The following is a 17301-nucleotide window of genomic DNA, read 5'->3' as shown; positions in this document are numbered from 1 at the left end:
AGCATCTGCTGTTTACGTACATTTTCGGGAATCGGTATGCCGTACTTCTCCCAGAGATTGACGCAATCAAGGAAATTGATCGCCCCCCAGTAGCCCGGCATATCCTCACGCTCGTTTTTCGCCCGGACTTTTTTCGAAAGGCGGGTTCCGAACGCAAGCAGCGTCGCATCATACTCCTTGTCAAACTTCCGAAGCATATCGGCATCCACCCGCGTATTCATGATGAAGTTGGTGCCTACGCTCCTGGCCAATTCGATATCTTTGTTGTAACGATCGATCGGCATCCGGTATTCAGGCACCCCGACAGCCACTTCCCCACCCAGAACGGGCAGCTCTTCGTAGACATCGCACTGGATACCCTCGAGTCCCAGATAATACGCCGCCGTCAGACCGGCAGGTCCGGCACCGATAATCGCGACCCGCTTGTCACTTTTCTCTTTTGATGGTTCGACAGGATGAAGCCACTCCAGCCCATGATCGGTTTCATAGTCGGCACCGAGACGTTTCAGCTCCATGATGGAGATCGGTTCGTCGAGATTGGCGCGTCGGCACTCGTCTTCACACGGATGCGGACAGACACGCCCACAGGTATGGGCCAATGGCATCGTCTTTCGCGTTGCCTGCAGCGAATCATCATAACGCAGGTCCCGCACTCCCTCGATATAGGCGGGAATGTCGACATGTGTCGGACAGGCATCCATGCAGGGTGCCGTCACTTTCGCAATGTAGTTGATCTCATCGAGGTGATAATCTTTGCTCGCCTTTTTGTTTTCGATCAGATCCATAAAGGTATCCCGATAATGCTCCATCATATCGAGCAGGGGCTTTGGAACTGTCCGCCCGATTTCACATTTGGATGTCTCCATCATCGTACGCGAAACCTCTTTGAGATGCTCGAGATCGCTCATCTCCCCTTCGCCACGGGCAATCTTGTCCATCAGATCGTACAAAATCCTTCCGCCCCATCGTCCCGGCGCACATCGGCCGCACGCTTCCGAATATTGTTGGTAAGTCTGTGCATACTCGGTCCCAAGGCGTACAACATCGACACTCTCGTCGAAAATCGCAAAGCCGTCCCATCCGATGAAAGCTTTGGCATTTCGATCTGCCTCGTACTGTTCGGGCAATTTGTATTCAGACTCGACCCACTCTTCTTCGGGCTTGCCGCGGTTGTCGATAAACTCACCGCGCCAGGTCGAAAAAACCACTCGGGCCACTACTATTTCCTTCTCACCGAAATGGTCCAGTCGACTTCGTTGAACTTGAGCGAATTGAGCAGCTCATGTCCAGCCTCCTTGACCAGGTCAGCACTCTTTTGAATAGGAGAAAAATCCCCGATTTCGAAAAGGAAGATCGCGACTTCACCCGATTTCGTACCGGTCTCGAGCAGTTCCATCATTCTGTCATAGAAATCATCTTTCAGATGACGCAAATCGTAACGTACCATACTCTCTCCCTTATCTGTCGATTTCGCCAAAGACGATATTGGTGTTACCGATGATCGTGACGACATCAGCGATATAGGTGCCCGGCAGGATATCCTGAAGGATGCCGCAGTGCCAGAAACTCGGTGCCCGGACTTTCAATCGATACGGATAGGGTTCACCCTGGGAATTGATATAGAATCCCAGTTCCCCCTTCGGACTTTCGGTGGGGACATAGACTTCTCCGACCGGCGGCCGCATACCCTGGGTGACAAGCACGAAATGCTGCATCAGCGAATAGTTCTGGGTCATGATGTCCTCTTTGGGCGCGGAGATGTATTGAGGCACATGGGCCATCAGCTCCGGCTCCGTCTCGTCGTACATGGCGATCAGCTGCTGCAGGATACGGGCAGACTGACGCATCTCTTCCATATAGAGCTTGTAGCGGCCGTAGCTGTCGCCCGTATCGGTGACGGGAATGTCGAATTCCAGCTCCTCGTAGAGTTCGTAGGGCTCCTCTTTTCGGATGTCATATTCGATACCCGTTGCACGGAGAATCGGCCCCGTACATCCCCAGCTTCTCGCCAGGTCGGCATCGATGACGCCGACACCCTCCAGACGCATCCGCCAGATGCGGTTTTCGGTCAGAAGATCCTCGTAATCCTTGATGTTGGAAGGGAGTTCGTTGACGAATTTCGCAAGAGCGCCCAGCCACCCATCGGGAAGATCGAGGGGCACGCCGCCGATACGGACGGCCGAGTGGGTCAGGCGCGCACCGCAGTAGTCCTCCATCAGGTCCATCGCGAATTCACGCTCGCGGAAGCAGTAGAGGAAGACACTCATCGCACCGACGTCCAGTGCGTGGGTCGCCAGCCAGAAGAGGTGGGAGATGATGCGGTTGATCTCCAGAAGCATCGTCCTGATCACTTTGGCACGTCTGGGCACCTTGTCCTCGATGCCGAGCAGACGCTCGACCGCCAGGGCGAAACCGTAGTTGTTCGACGTCGCCGCGATATAGTCCATCCGGTCGGTCGTCGGCAGAAACTCGTTGTAAATCATGTTTTCCGCCATCTTCTCCATACCCCGGTGCAGATAGCCGATATCGGGTACCGCACGGACGATCTGCTCGCCGTCGAGTTCGAGAATCAGACGCAGCTGCCCGTGGGCGGAGGGGTGCTGCGGACCGAAGTTGATCACCATATGGTTGTCTTCGCGCTCGAACTCCAGGTTTTCGAAAAATGGTCGTAGTTTGTTGGTCTGTTGCATCCGCGTCCCCTTATCTTCTCTTGTCCAAAACTTTTGAATTCTCTTCCGAGAGCTTCTGAATCAGGAAAACACCCTCTTCTTCCTGATAGCTGAGCGGTGTCTCTTCTGCCTTGTCAGCCATTTCGGCCGGTGCACCCCGGGGTACTTCGTGGCCGAGACGCGCAAAACGTTCCGTATCGTAGCGGTCGACACGCGCCGGATCGCGGTTTTCTGGTCCGATGATGTCACGGGCCTCTTTGCCGAAAATTTTGTCAACTTCGTACCACTGCGCAAACTCGTCCCCTTCCAGCGGATAGGTTTTGCGCAACGGATGGCCTTCCCAGTCGTCCGGCATAATAAGGCGCTTGAGATAGGGATGGTTATTGACTTTCACACCCATCAGGTCCCACATTTCGCGCTCTGCCCAGTCGGCACTTCGATAGAGCGGATTGACACTCTCTACCGCCTGGTTTTCGTCAACGAAGCATTTGACGCGAATACGTCGTGCCGTACCCAGATTCAGGATCTGGTAGAAGACTTCGAACCCGCCGCGCTCAGCCAGAAAGTCGACACCGCTCATTTCGGAGAGCATCTCGTACCCACGCTCCTCTTTGAGTGTTTTCAATGCAGGGATGTTGTCTTCCGGGTTGATGTAGATTACAAGCTGTCCGCGTTGAATGTAGGCATTGAGGATTTTGCACTGTTTCTTGACGGCAGCGATATCCTCTGCATACAGATCATCCTCCGGAATCGGTTCTTCCGGAATACGCGGTGCCACCCAGAAACGGTCGGTATAGTAGGCTTTCGCCTGAACGTTATCTTTGGGAGTATAGGGTCTCATCATACCAGCCTTTTCGGTTTTTGAGATTTGTTTGCAGACTCTTTACGAATCTTCTGCTGCAGCAGCATGACAGCATACTGAAGTGTTTCGGGACGCGGAGCACAGCCAGGCAGATAGAGATCGACCGGTATGACACGGTCGCAACCCTGTACCGTAGCATAGGTATTGAACATACCGCCCGTATTGGCACAGCTTCCCATCGAGATGACCCATTTTGGCTCTGTCATCTGATCATAGAGACGACGGATGAATTCCGCATGCTTTTTTGTCAATGTCCCGGCTACAATCATGACGTCGGCCTGACGCGGAGACGCGCGGAAAATCGTACCGAAACGGTCGAAGTCGTAACGGCTGGCACCGGATGCCATCATCTCGATCGCACAGCAGGCCAGCCCATAGGTCAAAGCCCACAGCGAGTTGCTCCGTCCCCAGTTGAGGATCTTGTCCACCGTTGTCAATGCGACCGGCAAACCGCCGCTTTGTGTGTAATTTACTTGATGCTGTGCCATTCAAGCGCTCCTTTCTTCCATGCATAGATAAAACCGATTGCAAGCAGTAAAATAAACAGAATCATTTCGGCAAAACCGAACCACCCAAGGACTTTGAAGTCGATTGCCCATGGGAACATAAAGATAATCTCCACATCGAAGAGAATGAAGAGAAGGGCAAAGAGATAGAACTGTGCCGAAATCGTATTGGGCTGTTTCGTAACCTCCGGCCCGCACTCGTAGATGGTGAGTTTGAGCTTTTCCGTATCGAGTTTCGCCAGTCTACGGCTGACGAAACGTGCAGCGAACACGGTAAGGCTGAATGCACCAAAGGTCACCAGCAGCAGCAGAAAAGCACCGAAATATGGATGATCCACAGCCATATGTGTCATCGAAACCCCTTTGTTTAAAGCTGTTAAAGCTTCATTTAGTGTCTATAAACCAATGTTAGGGTAGTTTAACAAATAAACTTTAAATCAAAATTGTACAGGCATCCGACCGAATGACATAGGGTGAACTGTTTCGCATAGAAACATTCATGGAAACTATTCTGTCCTGAAAAGTAGCACGACATGCATCAAAAATATTATAATGTGAAGTATAGCTTGACACTTTTTATCCAAGTAGGTTATGATTTTCAAAAAATGAACCGGAGATCGCAACGATGCCACTGAAAATGAGTCAACTCACCCAATTGACAGGAACACCCAAATCCACCATTCTTTTTTACATCAAAGAGGGGCTGCTGCCCGAACCGCAGAAAATCAAGCCCAATGTCCACCTCTACGATGACGATTTCGTCGATCGCATCCGTTTCATCAAGTACCTGCAGAGCAATTTCAACGCCTCCATCAGCCAAATCAAGCAGTTGATGCAGCAGAGAGATTTCGATTTTTCCAGAGGTTTCGAAGCGGTTCTCGATACGCTCGATCTCCTGATGGCACCCTCCTCCCCGGTCATCTTTTCGGCGGGGGAGGTATGTGCAAAACTGGATATTTCCCGTGAAACTTTGAACCACTATCTTGAAATCGGTGCCATTTTCGAGCGAAACGGCGGTTTCAGCGAAAAGGAGGTCGAGATTCTATCGATTCTTCTGGAACTCGAAAAGATGGATCCGGACGCATCCCTCCTTCACACCTATCTGAAACATGCCAAAACGGTGGCGGCGAGCGAAGTGAATCTGGCAGAGAAACTTCTTGAAAGCAGCCACGACAGGAACAGCGCGATCAAATCCCTCTTCGACGCGACACTGATTCTCAAACCCTACCTCTTCAATATGCACCTTGTGCACACCTATCAAAACCGAAAGAGTCGATCATGAACCGTATCTGGCTGCTGAGGGGATTTCTACCTTTCATCTTCGTCCTCGTCTTCAACGCAATGACCGACATCGCCCACAAAATCACGATCCAGAATGTGCTGATCAAGAGTTTCGAAGGCGATACGCTCATCGTGCTCAGCGCGCTGGTCAACGCTCTGATACTCATTCCATTCATCCTGCTCTTTTCACCCTCCGGCTTCCTGTCGGACCGGTTCCATAAAACCCACATTATCCGCTATGCGGCACTCGCGAGCATTCTTCTGGCCCTGCTGGCGACCATCAGCTACTATGCCGGATGGTTCTATTTCGCATTCGCGATGACCTTCCTGCTCGCGGTCCAGAGCGCCATCTATTCACCGGCCAAATACGGGCTCCTCAAAGAGCTCGTCGGCTCTCAAAGGCTCGCCTACGCCAACGGTATCGTGCAGGCCGCGACGATCAGTGCCATCCTGGGCAGTGCTCTCCTCTTTTCGCTCGTTTTCGAAACGCTTTACGACGGCACCACAACACCCGGAGCGATCCTGCAGTCGATTGCCCCGCTCGGATGGCTGCTGGTGGCGATGACCCTGTTCGAGAGCTGGTTCGCCTTCCGTATACCCCCCAGTACGATCAACGAGGATCATCTTCGATTCGATCTGAGTGACTACTTCAGGCTCGCTTACCTGAAACGGAATCTGACACTTCTACGGAGTGACAGAATCATCTGGATCAGCATTATCGGACTCAGCCTCTTCTGGGGTGTCTCCCAGCTCGTCGTGGCAGCCTTTCCTGCCCACTACAAGACGGTTACAGGTGATGAAAACACGGTCATCATCCAGGGTATCCTGGCCGTCAGTGCGATCGGGCTCATCATCGGCTCCATCATGGCCGGGCGCCTGAGCAGACGCCATATCGAGTTCGGGATCGTCCCGATCGGTGCACTCGGCATGTTCCTGTCGCTGACAGCGTTCGCGACGGCCGGCAGCGCCTCCGTCATGGCGGCCGCCAGCTTCTCCTTCGGCTTCTTCGGCGGACTCGTTATCGTCCCCTTCAACGCCACCATCCAGTACCTTGCGCCCGACCACAAGATGGGAACCATTCTCGCGGGCAACAATTTTATCCAGAATATCGCGATGGTACTCTTCCTGGTCGCCACGATCGCACTGGTCCAGATCGGCTTCTCCTCGTACGGCATCTTCCATATCGCCGCATGGATCACGCTGGCAGGTACGATCTATGCGATGCTGAAAATGCCGCAGCTCGTCGCCCGCCTGATGCTTCTGCCGATCCTCCATACACGCTACCGCATCTTCGTCGAAGGGCTCGAAAATCTGCCGCAGGCCGGCGGTGTACTGCTGCTCGGCAACCATGTCAGCTGGATCGACTGGCTGATTCTGCAGGTCGCATCGCCACGGGCCATCAAGTTCGTTATGGAAAAACGGATCTACGAACAGTGGTATCTCAAATGGTTTCTGAAATGGTTCAACGTCATTCCGATTTCCGGTATATCGGGGAAAGGGGCCATCGAGCAGGTCAGAAAACGGCTCGACAACGGGGAAGTGGTGGCGCTCTTTCCGGAAGGGCGCATCAGCTACAACGGACAACTCGGAGAGTTCAAGAAAGGGTTCGAGCTGATCATGAAAGATGCCGCCCACCCGATTGTCCCCTTCTACCTGCACGGTCTGTGGGGATCGACCTTTTCCCGTGCCGAAACACGCTACAAACTGCTCTCGAAAACGGGCGCCCGCCGCGATATCGGTGTCGTCTTCGGTAAACCGCTCCCGTCCCATACAACGGCCCATGCATTGAAACAGACCATTCAAACCCTGTCGTTCAAAGCGTGGGACCGAACGGTGTCGCGTATGGAGCCGCTCCATATCCAGTGGCTTGGACGCGCCAAAGGCGCACCGTTTCGCCGCGCCATCGTCGATGCGGCCGGTACCGATCTGACCCGGGTCAAAATGCTCAGTGCCGTCCTGCTCTTTGCGAAAGTGCTGGAGCCGAGGCTGAAAGATCAGACGAATGTCGGCGTACTGCTCCCATCCTCCGCCGCCGGAGCCATCGTCAACATGGCCCTCTTCGTCCTGGGAAAACGGCCCGTCAACCTCAACTACACGCTCCCGCCCGAAGCGATGAAGGCGGCCGTCGAAAAGGCCGATCTGCAGACGGTCGTATCGTCGGAAAAGTTTCTGAAAAAACTGGCGGCCAAAGGGTTCGATCCGGCCAAACTGCTTGGGGAGAGGATTCTCCATGCCGAAACGATCGGTGCGGCACTGACGAAAAAGGAGAAAACCGTCACCTTCCTCAAAGCCCTTCTCTTTCCGGCACGCCTGCTGCAGGCACTCTATTTCGAGCCGGTTTCACTCGACGATACGGCAACGATCCTCTTTAGCAGCGGAAGCGAAGGGACACCGAAGGGGATCGAGCTGACCCACAGAAACCTGCTGGGCAATATCAAACAGGTGAGCGCGATGATCAATTTCACCGACGAGGACGTCATCCTCAACTCCCTGCCTATTTTCCACTCCTTCGGACTGACGGTGACGACGCTTCTTCCCCTTTGCGAAGGGGTCCTGATGGCGAGCGTGCCCGATCCGACCGATGCACTGAGTGTCGGGAAGATGGCGGCCCGATACCGCGCCACGATTCTATTCGGTACCTCGACCTTTTTCAGGCTCTATACCCGCAACAGAAAACTCCATCCCATGATGTTCGGAACGCTGAGGATGGCGGTCGCAGGTGCGGAAAAGCTGAAACCGGAAATCAAGACGGCTTTCAAAACCAAGTTCGGCGTCGAATTGTACGAGGGGTACGGCACCACCGAAACTTCGCCGGTCATCGCCGTCAACATGCCCGATGCACTCGATCCCGATACCCTGCAGGTGATCGTCGGCAACAAGCCCGGGAGCGTCGGTCAACCGCTGCCGGGTACCGTGATCCGAATCGTCGATCCTGACACGATGGAAGAGCTTCCGGTGGGTGAGGACGGCCTGATTCTCGTGGGCGGTGTCCAGGTCATGAAAGGGTATCTGAACGATCCCGGAAAAACGGCAGAAGTCCTGACGAAAATCGACGACATCCGCTTCTACAAAACCGGCGACAAAGGGCACCTGGACGAAGACGGCTTCATTACGATCGTCGACCGTTACAGCCGTTTTGCGAAAATCGGGGGAGAAATGATCAGCCTCGGCAGCGTCGAAGCGGAGATCGAAAGAGTTTTCGGAGAAGATTTCGATGCGATCGCCGTCAATCTGCCCGATGAAAAGAAGGGCGAACTCATTGTACTGCTCTATTCGGCCGACATGGAACCATCCGAAGTGATGGAGACCATAAAGTCCGGCGGCATGGCATCCATCATGCAGCCGGCCAAAGTGTTTCGCATCGAATCACTGCCGAAACTCGCCAGTGGAAAAGCCGATTTCAACGGTGCGAAAAGAGTGGCGCAGGATCTTCTCGCTCCATAACCAAACGCTGCGCCATACTCTTCAAAACCCGGAGTGCCCCATAAGGGGTACACGGAGCCAATGCAGTGCCAGCAAACTACTTTTTTGCCGTTTTTCGCAACCACTTCGGTTCGATACATCCCCCATCCTGTTTCGTCGTTTCGGCCATACACGTTGCCTTGCAGGTAGAATACCTCTCTTATTGTATAGTGTTACTTGACACTTTACTATTTATAGTGTAAAATTTTCCCATCACTCTGCCTCGCAAGGAGTACACGATGACGATTTATGATCTCAAACCGACATTCCAAAAGCTGCTGCGCCCACTGGCCGCCTCTCTCGTCACCCATGGCGCAACGGCCAATGGCGTAACGATGGCGGCGTTGGCGCTCTCACTGATACAGGCCGCTGCTGTCGTATTGACATGTGGTGCATCATGGACATTGCTGCTGATGCCTCTGACCCTTTTCACACGGATGGCACTCAATGCCATCGACGGTATCATGGCGAAGGAGTTCGGGCAACAGAGTAGGCTCGGCGCCTACCTCAACGAACTCGGCGATGTCATCAGCGATGCCGCGCTCATTCTGTCGATGGCATGGGTACCGGGCATGGCACTCTGGCCTATCGTGCTTTTCGCCTTCGGCGCGGTCGTCAGCGAATATGTCGGCGTCCTCGGCTGGGCCGTCACGGGGTCGAGACGATACGACGGACCATTCGGCAAATCCGACCGTGCCGCTTTCATCGGCATACTTGCGCTTCTCTACGGAGTTGGCTGGATATCTGAAAAATTCGGTACTTTTTCTGTTGTGCTGGCGGCGCTTCTGACGCTTCCCACCATCTACAACCGCATCAAAGGAGGCCTGCAATGAATCCCGTGACGCTGCTTGTTTCCATCCTACTCGTTCTCCTTCTCGCCGCGTCGGCCACGATAGGTCTGATGCAGAGAAAAAGCGAAAAGGATCTGGGCGAACTTCGCAGTCGGATCACCTCGTGGTGGATCATGGCGGCGATCTTTCTATCCCTCGTCCTTTCCGGAAAACCGGGTGCCATTCTGCTTTTCGCCATCGTCAGCTACCTCGCCGTCAAGGAGTACTTCACGATGATCCCGATCCGGCGGGTGGACCGGCGCATCATCTTCTGGGCCTACCTCTCCATCTTTCCGCAGTTCTGGTGGGCCTATGTGGAATGGTACGAAATGTTCATCATCTGGATACCGGTCTACACCTTTCTGCTGCTTCCGTTCCGGCAGGTACTTACCGGCGAAACGAAGGGATTCCTGGAGTCAACCGGCAGAGTGCAGTGGGGACTGATGCTTTTCGTCTTCTCCATCAGCCATCTGGCATTTCTTTACATCCTGCCGCCTATCGAAGGAATCGGAGGGGTCGAAATGCTGCTCTACCTCGTTGTCCTGACCGAACTGAACGATATCTACCAGTATATTTTCGGGAAACGGTTCGGGAAGAGGAAAATCGTACCGAAGGTCAGCCCCAACAAGACGGTCGAAGGATTCACAGGAGCACTGGTTGCCACGACGGCGACGGCGGTTGTTCTGAAATTCCTGACACCCTTTACGATGCCAGAGAGCGTGATGGCTGGATTGCTCGTCTCGTCGGCCGGTTTCATCGGCGACGTCGTCGTCTCGATGGTCAAACGCGATGTGGGAATCAAGGACAGCGGCACGCTGATACCGGGCCACGGCGGCATTCTGGACCGCATCGACAGCCTGACCTATACGGCACCGCTCTTTTTCCATTTCGTCTATTATCTCTACTACTGAAAGGCGGAACCATGTGGATGAAACGACTCTTTTTCATGCTTATCGTCCGGCCGCTGCTTCTGCTTGTCAGCGGTATCCGCGCGGATGGCCTGCGGAACCTTCCTAAAGATGGGCCTGCCATCCTCGTCGCCAACCACAACAGCCACCTCGACACCCTCGCCATCATGAGCCTCTTCCCCGTTTCGCTGCTTCCGAAGATCAGGCCCGTCGCGGCACGCGACTACTTTTTCGGCTCTCCGCTGCGCCGCTTCGTCTCCGAAAAGCTCATCGGAATCATTCCGTTAGACAGACGGGGAATCCAAAAGAGTGGAAAAACGCATCCTCTCCAACCGATGCTCGACGCCCTCGACCGTGGCGAAATCCTCATCATCTTTCCGGAAGGGAGCCGGGGAGAACCCGGGAAAATGAAACCCTTCAAAAGCGGCTTCGCCCATCTGGCGAAGATGCGTCCCGACGTTCCGGTCGTTCCCGTCAAAATCGGCGGTACGGACCGTTCCCTTCCCAAAGAGGAGGCACTCTGGGTGCCGTTCATTCTTGACATTGATATCGCAACACCCTATCATTACGGAAACGACATCCGCGATTTCACCCAAATTATCGAAAGGTGCTTCCATGCAGACCGTTGACATCCACATGCATCTGCTCAGCAGCGACGTCAGACTCGACCGATTCTACGACAGGCTCGCCGTGCGGTTTTTCGGGAAAAAGCTGGGGGCCGATCCCGCCGCACTGATCGCCAATCCCCACGAAGCCTACTGCGACACGGTGATCCGGCGCGTGGGAGAATCGAAATACATGAGCAAGACGGTCATCTTCGGAGTGGACGCCCGGGTCGACGAAGAGGGAAACGAACTGCACCGCGACCTGACCGTCTGCGCCACCAACGAGGATGTTTTCGCTCTCTACCAAAAAGCCCCGGACCTCATCGTCCCCTTCATGTCGGTCAATCCGTTGCGCCCCGATGCGCTCGAACGCATCGACCGGTACGCCGACATGGGATTCAAAGGGATGAAGTTTCTGCAGAACTACTGGAACGTCGACACGCGGGAAAAGCGCTTCAGACCTTTTTTCGAAAAACTGGCCGAAAAGGGGCTTCCCCTGATCGTCCATATCGGCAGCGAAAGCAGTGTCGAATCGTTCCCGGAGTGCGAAACCCTGGAGATGCTAGAAGGCCCGCTCGACGCCGGGGTCACGACGATCGCCGCACACATGGGTCTGGAGTATTCGGCTCTGACGATCCTCAAAGATCTCTCGAAAAACCCGAAGCACTTCGGCGGCAACTATCACCGGCTGCTGGAGATGCTCGAAACCCGCAAAAACCTCTACGCCGACATCTCCGCCATTCTCACCCCTGTGCGGGCCAAGGCTCTGCCTCATCTGGCCCGCCAGACCCAAATCCACGAAAAGCTTCTCTTCGGCACCGATTTTCCCGTACCTTTCACGACGCTGCTCAACACCCACGACATTCCGTTGAAACGGTGCAGAGCACTCAACAGAATCGAAAACCCTTTCGATCGGTATATCGAAACGATTCTGGAATACTTTCCCGCCGACAATCCCGTCTGGACCAACTACGCCAAAGTGCTTCCGGGAGCATGACACTCACACCGTCACGCGGTGCCCTCTCCGGATCAAAAGAATCGCGCCTCTTTCTGTTTACATCCCTCCTACCGTTTTTCTCTTCCCTGCCATCTCTGCGAACGACGTCAAAGTTCACCCTCCTCCGCAAAACTGAACCACCCCTCTTTCGTCAGAATTACATGGTCGATCAGCTCGATGCCGAGAATCCGGCTCGCTTCCCGGAGGCGGGATGTAACACGACGATCTTCGGCACTGGGAAAGCATTGGCCGCTTGGATGGTTGTGGGCGATGACGACACCGGCGGCACGATCGGCGATGGCGTCGGCGAAGAGTTCACGCGGATGGACCAGGCTCTGATTCAGAGTACCGACGGTCACGACCCTCTTCTCGATGATATGCCCCGCTCCGTCAAGCGTGATGGCCAGAAAATACTCCTGCTTTTTGTCGGCATAGTCGCGAAGATGCTGCCAGACATCTTCTGCACAGGCGATTTTGACATTCTGCCGAACCAGATGGCGTCGGCTCAGCTCGATGGCCGCCAGAATCTGCATCGCCTTGGCCGGACCGAGCCCATGAACACTCGTTAACCTGTCAAGTGTCAACCCTTCGAAATCGGCCTCCAGCAGCTTTTCGACCGCTCTGGCCAGACGGATGACATCCTGCCCTTTCGTCCCGCTTCCCAACAGTACGGCGATCAGCTCGTAGTTCTTCAGCGCCGCCGGGCCTTTCGCTTTCAGTTTCTCACGGGGACGATCCTTTTCGTAGAGTTCGTCGACGCGTTTCATGCCAGAAATCCCATCGATTTGCCTTCGCCTTCGAAACTGCCGCCCTTCTCTTTTTTGATCTCTTCGATAAAATCCTCGACGGTGAAAAGCGGTTCCTCTTTCACGGCGACACGATAGGCGGTGTTTTTGACGATCAGATTGATCTGGCCGCCGGTCAGATCGTAATCGGCCAGCTTTTCAACATCGAAATCGTCAGCATAGGGCGCGTCTGGCGGCAGCAACTTCTTCCAGAGCTCCACCCGCTGCGCCCGGTTCGGTTTTTTGAAACCGATCTTGTAATTGAATCGGCGGGAGAAAGCGGTATCGAGGTTTTCCAGCAGATTGGTCGTGGCGATGAGCACCCCTTCGAAATGTTCGATCTGCTCCAGAAAGATATTCTGCATCTGGTTGTGCATCTTGTCGGCGCTGCTGCCGGGTCCCGTACTTCGGCTGCTTAAAAACTGGTCTGCCTCGTTGAGCAGCAGTACCGGCTCGCTTTTGCTTTTTTTGGCCAGCTCTTTGAAGGTGTCGAAAATTTTTCGGACATTCTTTTCACTCTCACCCACATACATCGAGAGAATTTTCGAGCAATCGAAGCTGAGCACCTGTTTCTTGAGCGACTTGGCCAGAGAGAGGGCCGTCATCGTCTTGCCCGTTCCGGGCGGGCCGTAGAAGATAATGCGGGCGTCGATGTTTCGGGCTTTGGATCTGATGCCCCAGGCTTTGAGGCGCTGGGCCACTTTTTTGTCCATCTGCCGCAAAAGGCCATCGAGAATATCACGCGTCTGGGGATGGAGCACAACGTCATCGAGTGTCGTTTTCGGATCGATCAGCTCGAAGAGTTCCTGCTCCTTCACCAGCTGGCCAAGTTTGAGTTTCGTCGTCTTTTTCTTCTTCTGCGGATGGATGATGTCGTGAAGAATCTCCTCATGGATAAAGAAGCTACGGGTGATGCCGCCAAAAGGATTGAGCATCTCGTCGTAGTCGATAATATCGTCGCTCACCAGCTTCGCCCCCTCTTCCAGGAGGGCACGGTTTCTGAAGCGGTCATACTCGTCGAAACTGACCAGATCGATCAGCGTATTCATGTCGCGCAGGTTCCCCTCGCCCCCTGCATACTCCTCTTTCAGCAGTGCCAGAAAGATAATCTGCTCCTTCGGTTCGAGACCTCTCTCTTTGAAAAACTCTTCCACGACAATCGGCTCGTCAGTCACGGAAACCCGCTCTCCGATCCGCTTCTCCAGTAGTCCGAGTTTGTTCTGCAATCGACTGACACTCGGACTGGCGCTGTTGAAACTGTGTCTTGCGGATCCCATTTTGGTGTAGAGGTCGATACGCAGAAACTGATCCTGCAGATACTCCAGATGGTCGGTATAGGGGGTCACTTCAGGGAGTACGAGATCGAGATTGCCGTTTTCGAGGAGTTTCAGAAACGAGACACTCAGGCTTACACTCGTATGCAGCAGCTCCAGAGAAGAGAGCTCACCCAGTTTGATCGCATGAAAATTGTTCTGCATCAGCCAACCGAGTTCGAACAGATTTTTGATCTTGCCGAGATGCATAATATAGCCATAGGCTTCATCACCGTATAGCTCCATCAGCAGATCGATGACACCCACCTCTTCACTGCCCTGGACATAACGGCGCGCCATGACGCGAAGTATTTCCGCTTCCTCCCTGGAGCATTTGAGATGTTCGAAGATATCCGATTCTGTAACATTGTCGGCTTGCAAAAAATCTACGAGATATTTCATAAGTACCTTAGATAGTTTGGATGTAGTTGTATCGTGAGATTATATCGAACGTATCAAGAGGGGGCAAAGAAAAACGGATTACTTTTTGGCAATCCCACCCTCCTCTTTCAGCTGTTCCTTGAGTATGCGTTTGAGCACTTTGCCGGTTGCGTTTTTCGGCAGGGACTCGATCACACGGATATCGCGGGGAAGCTTGAAGTTTGCGACTCTCTCTTTCAAATAGGCACGGAGCGCTTTGAGATCGATCGTTTCGTTCTCAGCCGGTTCGACAAATGCGACCGGAACTTCGCCCGATTTTTCATCCGGCACACCGACCACAGCCGATGCACCGACCCCTTCGAACGCATTGATCACCTCTTCGATTTCACGGGGATAGATGTTGATCCCCTTCGAGATGATCAGATCTTTCTTTCGGTCGACGATAAAAAGAAATCCCTCTTCGTCGAGATACCCCATGTCGCCCGTAAGAAGCCACCCGTTGACGATGGTCTCGTCCGTTGCCGTCGGCCGGTTCAAATACCCCTGCATCACATTGTCGCCTTTGACAATGATTTCGCCAATCTCTCCGGCAGGTAATTCCAGCATCTTTTCGTCGACGATCTTGATCTCGACACCCGGCACCGCCGGCCCGACGGAGAGGGGTTTCTGCTTCCACGGCGGGTTGACCGAGACGACGGGCGAACATTCGCTCAGGCCATACCCCTCCAGCAGTTTCGCCTTTTTGAATTTCGACGTGAAGCGCTCGATCGTCGCTTCCGACAGCGGTGCCGCGCCACTGACGAAATAGCGTATCTTCTGAAACCACATGAAATACCAGGGGAGTTTTGCGCGGCTCAACGCATTGTAGACATCCGGTACACCCACGAACATCGTCACGCGTTTCAGAAGAATCTGTTTGATGATATTGGAAAATGGCATGATCTTGCGGATGATCACATAGGAAGCGCCATAGTAGATCGGCATAATGACAGTTACCGTCAGCGTAAAGGCATGAAACATGGGAAGATAGACGATAAACCGGTCTTTTTCCGTGAAATTGGTCAGTTGACCGATCGCTTCGCAGTTGTGCATGATGTTGCGGTAGCTGAGCATGGCACCCTTGGGATTTCCCGTGGTACCAGATGTATAGATGATGACAGCCAGATCGTCGATTTTCGGCAACTCCATCTTTTCATGACTTTCGAGAATTTCGAAAATCTCGTCGAACCCGATATTTTTGTTGTCGAGAGCCTCGTAGTTACCCTCCCAGACCACTCGTTCGATTTTCGTCGTGTCCCAGAGCGGTTCGACGACATCTTTCTGTTCGGCCGATGCCATCAGCATCCGCGCTTCGCAATCGTTAAGAATGTAGGCGACTTCGTCGCTTTTCAAAAAGGTATTGACCGGTACCGCGACGGCGCCGAGTTTGGTAATGGCAAAGAGACTGATCACGAACTCTTTGCTGTTTTGCATGAATATCGCGACCCTGTCACCCTTTTTGATATCGGAAAGCTCCAGAAAACGGGCAAGGGTATCGACTTTTTTCAGCAGTTTCCTATACGAAATTTTTTCGCTGCCGACAAACAGAGCCGGCCGGCCGGGCTTGCGTTTTGCGTGATACGCAAGCATCTCGTAAAAATTCTGGTACGGGTAGCGAATGCTCAATATCTGTATCCCAGTCCGAAACTGACAAGATGGGCATAGGTATTCGTAAATTCCGCATGCCCGACACTTGTATTTGTCACCGATCGATCATCTTTTTTATCCAGAAGATACGCCATGCCGATTTCCATATCGTCATTGATTTTATACCGGAAGCCAAGCGAGAAGATATTGGCGTCACTGTCAGGCAGTTCATAACCAAGTGTCTCGTCAGGTATCGGCGTTTCATCGTGGGCGTAACCGAACATCAGCGTTAGCTTCTCGTCATAATGGTGCGTCAGGCCGATACGATAGGTGTCGGTATTGACCCAGTTTTTCTCTTTTGGCTGTCCAACAATCGACCCTTCAATGATCGGGTTGTCGTAATTGAAATCAAGACTTTGGTACTTGCCCCAGTAGACCTTTTCGTAGACCACTTCAAGCGTCGTGTCGCCATTGTTGAAAGTATAGTCAGCCGCTACGTCCAGCGTCGCCGGTAATGGCACCGAAACCTCCGCGCCAACCCGGCCAAAAAGCGCGAAAACACCGTCCGATTCGAAATATCCTGTCTCTTTTAGATCGATACGATTGCGATAGGTGACCGCCATGCCGAAAGTATCGGAGGGACGGAAGCTCAAAGCCACATTATAGCCGTAACGGTTTCCGTGCCCCTCCATGTGCGAACGCAGAACTCCCTCCGCTTCGACCTCGCCATCGGTATAGATATAGCGCAGGCCGCCGCCCAACGCCAGCGTCTCACTGATTTTGTAAGAGAAAGAGGGATTGAATTCGAAAACCCGCAACTGGAACTTCTTGGCCGTTATGTTTTCGGGTGCATCGCTCCACCGCTTGGAGAGGCCGCCGGGTTCGGTTATCGAAAAACCCCATCGCCAGCGGTCGAAAAATCCCGTCACCACATGGAGTTGCGGCAAGAGGAAATTTTCCTCTTTCGTCTCATGGCCGGTCGTTTCGTTCTTGATGGAGGTTAAATGAATATACATCAGGTTCAGTTCCAGTGATCGGCCATCCGGCAGAAACGCCATGTTGGCCGGGTTGAAATA

Annotated in this window: 16 protein-coding genes; 6 read left to right on the top strand and 10 right to left on the bottom strand. The window is 53.5% G+C overall.

Going from position 1 to position 17301, the window contains the following annotated elements; all coding sequences use genetic code 11:
- The 6 genes from Q1K24_RS02200 to Q1K24_RS02175 form a co-directional block, all read right to left on the bottom strand.
- The coding region (locus Q1K24_RS02200; protein WP_300365289.1) for an NADH-ubiquinone oxidoreductase-F iron-sulfur binding region domain-containing protein at window positions 1-1217 on the bottom strand (1217 nt) is incomplete at its 3' end.
- A gap of 2 nt (window positions 1218-1219) precedes the next feature.
- Window positions 1220-1447: an NADH-ubiquinone oxidoreductase subunit E family protein gene (locus Q1K24_RS02195; protein WP_300365286.1), complete on the bottom strand. Its 228-nt coding sequence runs from the start codon at window positions 1445-1447 to the stop codon at window positions 1220-1222.
- A gap of 10 nt (window positions 1448-1457) precedes the next feature.
- The gene (gene nuoD / locus Q1K24_RS02190) at window positions 1458-2690 is read right to left on the bottom strand and encodes an NADH dehydrogenase (quinone) subunit D (protein ID WP_300365283.1); all 1233 of its coding nucleotides are present in this window, start codon (window positions 2688-2690) and stop codon (window positions 1458-1460) included.
- Between the two features lie 10 nt (window positions 2691-2700).
- On the bottom strand, window positions 2701-3510 hold the full coding sequence (locus Q1K24_RS02185; protein ID WP_300365280.1) for an NADH-quinone oxidoreductase subunit C: 810 nt from the start codon (window positions 3508-3510) through the stop codon (window positions 2701-2703).
- The gene (locus Q1K24_RS02180) at window positions 3510-4019 is read right to left on the bottom strand and encodes an NADH-quinone oxidoreductase subunit B family protein (RefSeq protein WP_300365277.1); all 510 of its coding nucleotides are present in this window, start codon (window positions 4017-4019) and stop codon (window positions 3510-3512) included. Before Q1K24_RS02180 ends, Q1K24_RS02185 begins: the two co-directional genes overlap by 1 nt.
- Window positions 4001-4390, bottom strand: a complete 390-nt coding sequence (locus tag Q1K24_RS02175; protein WP_300365275.1) for an NAD(P)H-quinone oxidoreductase subunit 3 — start codon at window positions 4388-4390, stop codon at window positions 4001-4003. The genes Q1K24_RS02180 and Q1K24_RS02175 overlap by 19 nt, the downstream gene beginning before the upstream one ends.
- A 284-nt stretch (window positions 4391-4674) precedes the next feature.
- Between Q1K24_RS02175 and Q1K24_RS02170 the strand changes: the two genes are divergently transcribed.
- The 6 genes from Q1K24_RS02170 (at window position 4675) to Q1K24_RS02145 (ending at window position 12120) form a co-directional block, all read left to right on the top strand.
- On the top strand, window positions 4675-5319 hold the full coding sequence (locus Q1K24_RS02170; protein ID WP_300365272.1) for a MerR family transcriptional regulator: 645 nt from the start codon (window positions 4675-4677) through the stop codon (window positions 5317-5319).
- A complete protein-coding gene (locus Q1K24_RS02165) occupies window positions 5316-8762 on the top strand; it encodes an acyl-[ACP]--phospholipid O-acyltransferase (protein WP_300365269.1) in 3447 nt (1148 codons plus the stop codon). The genes Q1K24_RS02170 and Q1K24_RS02165 overlap by 4 nt, the downstream gene beginning before the upstream one ends.
- Before the next feature lie 257 nt (window positions 8763-9019).
- On the top strand, window positions 9020-9613 hold the full coding sequence (locus Q1K24_RS02160) for a CDP-alcohol phosphatidyltransferase family protein (protein WP_300365267.1): 594 nt from the start codon (window positions 9020-9022) through the stop codon (window positions 9611-9613).
- Entirely contained in the window at window positions 9610-10521 is a 912-nt protein-coding gene (locus tag Q1K24_RS02155; protein ID WP_300365264.1) for a phosphatidate cytidylyltransferase, read from the top strand. The genes Q1K24_RS02160 and Q1K24_RS02155 overlap by 4 nt, the downstream gene beginning before the upstream one ends.
- Window positions 10522-10532: 11 nt before the next feature.
- Window positions 10533-11147 (top strand): lysophospholipid acyltransferase family protein, encoded by a 615-nt coding sequence (locus Q1K24_RS02150; protein ID WP_300365261.1) that lies wholly within the window; start codon window positions 10533-10535, stop codon window positions 11145-11147.
- Window positions 11134-12120: an amidohydrolase family protein gene (locus Q1K24_RS02145; protein ID WP_300365258.1), complete on the top strand. Its 987-nt coding sequence runs from the start codon at window positions 11134-11136 to the stop codon at window positions 12118-12120. The genes Q1K24_RS02150 and Q1K24_RS02145 overlap by 14 nt, the downstream gene beginning before the upstream one ends.
- 107 nt (window positions 12121-12227) lie before the next feature.
- On the opposite strand, the gene radC is transcribed toward Q1K24_RS02145, so the two are convergent.
- The 4 genes from radC to Q1K24_RS02125 all read right to left on the bottom strand — a co-directional run.
- A complete protein-coding gene (radC, locus tag Q1K24_RS02140; protein ID WP_300365255.1) occupies window positions 12228-12887 on the bottom strand; it encodes a DNA repair protein RadC in 660 nt (219 codons plus the stop codon).
- Window positions 12884-14620: an ATP-binding protein gene (locus tag Q1K24_RS02135; protein ID WP_300365252.1), complete on the bottom strand. Its 1737-nt coding sequence runs from the start codon at window positions 14618-14620 to the stop codon at window positions 12884-12886. The genes radC and Q1K24_RS02135 overlap by 4 nt, the downstream gene beginning before the upstream one ends.
- 78 nt (window positions 14621-14698) lie before the next feature.
- Window positions 14699-16258 (bottom strand): fatty acid--CoA ligase, encoded by a 1560-nt coding sequence (locus Q1K24_RS02130; protein WP_300365351.1) that lies wholly within the window; start codon window positions 16256-16258, stop codon window positions 14699-14701.
- Window positions 16259-16260: 2 nt separating this feature from the next.
- On the bottom strand, window positions 16261-17301 hold a 1041-nt coding region (locus Q1K24_RS02125; protein WP_300365249.1), incomplete at its 5' end, for an outer membrane protein transport protein.

The organism is Hydrogenimonas sp. (genome assembly GCF_029932565.1).
Classification (GTDB): Bacteria; Campylobacterota; Campylobacteria; order Campylobacterales; family Hydrogenimonadaceae; genus Hydrogenimonas.
Note: the sequence above shows the minus strand (reverse complement) of the source record. Positions and strands in the feature narration are given on the sequence as shown.

Bases quoted from the DNA above. Each gene is read 5' to 3' on its own strand.
- Q1K24_RS02195 (WP_300365286.1), bottom strand. From the start codon at position 1,447: ATGGTACGTTACGATTTGCGTCATCTGAAAGATGATTTCTATGACAGA.
- nuoD (WP_300365283.1), bottom strand. From the start codon at position 2,690: ATGCAACAGACCAACAAACTACGACCATTTTTCGAAAACCTGGAGTTC.
- Q1K24_RS02185 (WP_300365280.1), bottom strand. From the start codon at position 3,510: ATGAGACCCTATACTCCCAAAGATAACGTTCAGGCGAAAGCCTACTAT.
- Q1K24_RS02180 (WP_300365277.1), bottom strand. From the start codon at position 4,019: ATGGCACAGCATCAAGTAAATTACACACAAAGCGGCGGTTTGCCGGTC.
- Q1K24_RS02175 (WP_300365275.1), bottom strand. From the start codon at position 4,390: ATGACACATATGGCTGTGGATCATCCATATTTCGGTGCTTTTCTGCTG.
- Q1K24_RS02170 (WP_300365272.1), top strand. From the start codon at position 4,675: ATGAGTCAACTCACCCAATTGACAGGAACACCCAAATCCACCATTCTT.
- Q1K24_RS02165 (WP_300365269.1), top strand. From the start codon at position 5,316: ATGAACCGTATCTGGCTGCTGAGGGGATTTCTACCTTTCATCTTCGTC.
- Q1K24_RS02160 (WP_300365267.1), top strand. From the start codon at position 9,020: ATGACGATTTATGATCTCAAACCGACATTCCAAAAGCTGCTGCGCCCA.
- Q1K24_RS02155 (WP_300365264.1), top strand. From the start codon at position 9,610: ATGAATCCCGTGACGCTGCTTGTTTCCATCCTACTCGTTCTCCTTCTC.
- Q1K24_RS02150 (WP_300365261.1), top strand. From the start codon at position 10,533: ATGTGGATGAAACGACTCTTTTTCATGCTTATCGTCCGGCCGCTGCTT.
- Q1K24_RS02145 (WP_300365258.1), top strand. From the start codon at position 11,134: ATGCAGACCGTTGACATCCACATGCATCTGCTCAGCAGCGACGTCAGA.
- radC (WP_300365255.1), bottom strand. From the start codon at position 12,887: ATGAAACGCGTCGACGAACTCTACGAAAAGGATCGTCCCCGTGAGAAA.
- Q1K24_RS02135 (WP_300365252.1), bottom strand. From the start codon at position 14,620: ATGAAATATCTCGTAGATTTTTTGCAAGCCGACAATGTTACAGAATCG.